Source organism: Huijunlia imazamoxiresistens (genome assembly GCF_037132455.1).
In the GTDB taxonomy this organism is placed as follows: domain Bacteria; phylum Bacteroidota; class Bacteroidia; order Chitinophagales; family Chitinophagaceae; genus Flavisolibacter; species Flavisolibacter imazamoxiresistens.
The window spans coordinates 1-4,194 of record NZ_JBBBEI010000068.1 but is presented as its reverse complement, the minus strand read 5'-3'; the positions used below and the strand labels follow the sequence as shown (position 1 = coordinate 4,194).

The window sequence follows — 4,194 nt, the reverse complement described above, 5'->3', positions numbered from 1 at the left end:
CGGGAGTGGTGGTGCAGCAAGAGGATCGATCGATGCAGACGTCTGGGAGCGAAATGGCTGATTTAATTATTTTCTATTCTTGCGTTCTTTGATTCTTCGTTTCGTGTGCCGTTTCATTCGTGCTTTGTATTAGGATAATCCGGCAATCATGGAAGAAGGGAAACACCAAAGGAAGATTTTTTTTAAAGTTTTTTCCTCGCATGGCAAGCTCCTCTTTCAAAAAACAGCCCTGCCTTATAGGGTTGCATACGTGCATTGCTCAACAATTGATGATAATAGAAATATACACGAGCCTATTTCTCAATGGAATGGAAATTGTGTAAATCACGGGATGGCGATGCCCGGACTTGTGAAACCAACAGTACCAGCTAATGATATCTCCTTGCCAGCTAGCGCATGGAGCTGTTTCTTCAAAATAGTTGGGCAAACCGCGTCTGGATTTTGTGCGGCGGTATCCCTATAAAGCACCAACCTATGCAAAGCATAAATAACATTCAGCAGGATGCCTTGCGGATACTGAATGCGGCACCCGATAATTACCTGATCCTTTTACCGGATGCGCCCCGGTTTACCATTGTCGGGGTCACCGATTCCTACCTGAGCGCCACCTATACCCGGAGGGAGGATATCCTGGGCAGGCCCCTTTTCGAAGTTTTTACGGACAATCCCTACCGGAAAGAAGCTACCGGGGTGCAAAACCTGGCGGCATCCCTGGCCTACGTGCTGGAGCATAAGCAGGAGCACCGCATGGCCGACCAGCGCTATGATGTGCCCCATCCCACCGGGGAAGCATTTGTTTACAAGGTGTGGCGGCCGCTGAACCGTCCCGTCTTTAACGACGCGGGGGAAATTCAGTACATTCTCCATCATGGAGCGGATGTCACGGAACTGGTAAAGATCCAGGGCATTGAGCAGGCCTATAATCTCTTTATGCAAGCCCCTGCTGTTATCGGGATTGTCCGGGGTAAAAACCACGTATTGCAGACGGCCAATGCGGAAGCCTTTAAACTTTGGGGCAGGGGCCCGGAAATAATAGGCAAACCCCTGCTGGAAGCGATCCCGGAATTAAAGGGCCAGGGTGTTATCGATTTATTTGACCAGGTGCTCCATACCGGCGAGATGTACCTGGGAAAGGTGGTGCCGGTAACTTCCGTTGCCCATGGGAAAGAGGAAAAGCACTATTTTGACCTGGTGCTCCAGCCGTTATACGAGGAAGGGAGCAGCCGGCCCGCCGGCGTTTCGATCATGGCGCATGATGTTTCCCAAATGGTAGCCGCGCAAAAGAAAGTGGCCGAAAGCGAGGAGCGCCTGCAAAGGGCGTTGGAAGCGGCTAATATGGGCGCCTGGGATCATGATTTAGCCACGGATGACATCATTGCCTCGGTTGAACTTAAAAAGATCTTCGGGCTTCCCCCGGACAGCCTTTTTAACTATCAAACTTTTATCAACAGCGTCGTAGCGGAAGACCGCGCTATTACCTACCAGGAGACGCAGGAGGTGATGCTCCATAAAAACGGCAGGTCGGAATACCACCAGCAATTCCGGATCAAAAGGATCAGCGACGGAAAGGTGCGGTGGATCCGGGCAAAAGGAAAGTTGCAGCTAAATGAAGCGGGAAAACCTTACCGCGTTACCGGCACCTTGCAGGACTTCACCCATGAAAAAAAAGTGGAAAACGCCTTAAAAGAAAGCGAGGAACGCTTCCGCACGATGGCCAATTCCATTCCGCAGCTGGCCTGGATGACGGATGAAACGGGTTACATCTACTGGTATAACAACCGCTGGTACGAATATACGGGCACCACACCGGAAGAAATGCTGGGCTGGGGGTGGCAAAAGGTGCATCATCCTGACCTGGTGGAAGGGGTCGTGCACCGCATCAGGGCGGCCTTTGAATCGGGTGTTTCCTGGGAGGATATTTTCCTGTTGCGCAGCCACCAAGGCGAATACCGCTGGTTTCTTTCCCGGGCGGTCCCGGTACGCAGAGAGGACGGCACGCTGATCGGGTGGTTCGGCACCAATACCGATATTACCGAACAGCGAAAGACGAAGGAAGCCCTGGAAAAGAGCGAAGAGCAATTGCTCCTGGCCATGGAAGGCGGCGAGCTGGGGTATTTTGATTATAACCCACGAACCGGTAACCTAAAGTGGTCGGACCGTACAAAAGAGTTGTTTGGACTGCCGCCCCAGGCACCGGTGGATTACAACCGTTACCTGGGTGCGCTCTATCCCGAAGACCGGGAACGGACCCATGCCGCTATCCAAAAAGCCCTGGATCCTAAAATCGGGGTATATGAGAATGAATACCGGGTCGTTGACGCAAAAGACGGCCGGTTGCGCTGGCTGCGTTCCAAAGCAAAGGTCTTTTTCGATGAACAGGGAGCGGCCTACCGGCTGGCCGGCGTTACACTGGATATTACGAAACAGAAAGAAGCGGAAGAGGCGTTGCAACGAAGCGAAAGCAACCTGCGGAACCTGGTATTGCAAGCCCCGGTGGCCATGTGTATCGGCAGTGGTCCCTGCTTTACGGTGGAAGTGGTCAACGACCGCATGCTGGAGATCTGGGGAAAGCGGCGCGAAGAGATCAGGGACCGCCCGGTATTTGACGTGCTGGCCGAAGCAGCGGAACAGGGACTGAAGCAGGTGGTCCAGCGGGTGTATGCCACCGGGGAGCGGTTCACCGCCAATGAAATGCCGATTGCCCTGCCCCGGCATGACCGCATGGAAACCGTTTATCTGAACTTTGTTTATGAACCCATCAAAAACAGGGAGGGCGCCGTCACCAAGATCATTGCGGTGGCGATTGACGTCACCGACCAGGTGGTCGCCCGGAAAAAAGTAGAGGAAAGCCACAAGGAATTCCAGTTCGCCATGGACTTCCTGCCCCAGATCTTCTGGCTGACCTGGCCGGACGGCTTTCACTATTATTACAACCAGCAATGGTACGATTATACCGGTCTTCCCTACAATAAAGCGAAAGGCGAAGGATGGCATGCCCTCTTTCATCCCGATGACCAGGACCGTGCCTGGAAATTATGGCAGCACAGTTTGGCCACCGGCGCGCCCTACGAGATCGAGTACCGCCTCCGCCGGCACGACGGGCAGTACCATTGGTTCCTGGCCAGGGCCCTGCCGCTCCGGGATGAGACCGGGGCGATCACCAAATGGTTTGGCACCTGTACCGATATCCATGACCAGATCACCTTTACCGAACAGCTGGAAACGATGGTGGCCGAACGGACCAAAGAACTGCACCGCAGCAATGAAGAACTCCAGCAATTTGTGCATGTGTCGTCCCATGACCTGAAAGAACCCGTCCGCAAAATAAAAACCTTTGTCAACCGCATCGAGGAAGCATTCCATGAAGAGCTGGGAGAAACCGGCCGGTTTTACCTCAGCCGGGTGCAAACCGCCGCCAACCGCATCTTTGCCATGATCGACGGCGTGCTGACGTATTCGACCATCAGCGCCTGGGAAGAAATATATGAGCCGGTGGATTTGAACGATGTCGTCAGAAGTGTCGAATCCGACCTGGAGCTGGCCATCCAGCAAACAGGCGCTACCCTCCATTATGGCCCCTTGCCCCGGCTGGAAGGCGCACCGGTCATGCTGCACCAGCTCTTTTATAACCTGATCAGCAACTCCCTCAAATTTGCCCGGGCCGGCGTGCCCCCGGTCCTTACCATTACTTCCGAAATACTGGAGCACCAGGGAAAAGCCGTTACCCGGATTGCCGTACAGGATAACGGCATCGGCTTCGAGCAAAAATATGCCGAAAAGATCTTTGGCACCTTTATCCGGCTGCATCCGAAAGATAAATATGAAGGGGCGGGGCTGGGACTGGCGCTGTGCAAAAAGATCGTGGAGCGGCATGGCGGTTCCATTGTGGCCAAAGGCGCGGAAAATATCGGGACCGTGATGGAGCTGCTGCTGCCCCTGCAACAGTAGCCAGGGCTGATGTCCCTGCTGATTCTGCCTGGTAAATAAAAAGACGGCGAACCTGTGGAACAGGTCGCCGTCTTTGGTATCAGGAAAGCCGGGGAAACAACAGGGAGGTTAGTAGCAATTGGACCACCAGGTGTACCGGTAGCGGTAGGCGCCGTAGAAGGTCAGGTTCACACCAACGGAGTAGTTGCAATTGTAGTAGTACGACCAACCGTTCTGGTACAGGGTGTAGGCATAACCCGAGTAATA

At 53.7% G+C, this 4,194-nt stretch carries 2 protein-coding genes; both read left to right on the top strand.

Features of this window, described 5'->3' with window-relative positions:
* Positions 1-148 precede the first annotated feature (148 nt).
* Positions 149-463, top strand: coding sequence for a hypothetical protein (locus V9K67_RS26775; protein WP_336728158.1), 315 nt, complete (start codon positions 149-151; stop codon positions 461-463).
* A gap of 11 nt (positions 464-474) precedes the next feature.
* Complete coding sequence (locus tag V9K67_RS26770) at positions 475-3,948, top strand: PAS domain-containing protein (RefSeq protein WP_336728157.1); 3,474 nt, start codon at positions 475-477, stop codon at positions 3,946-3,948.
* Positions 3,949-4,194 lie beyond the last annotated feature (246 nt).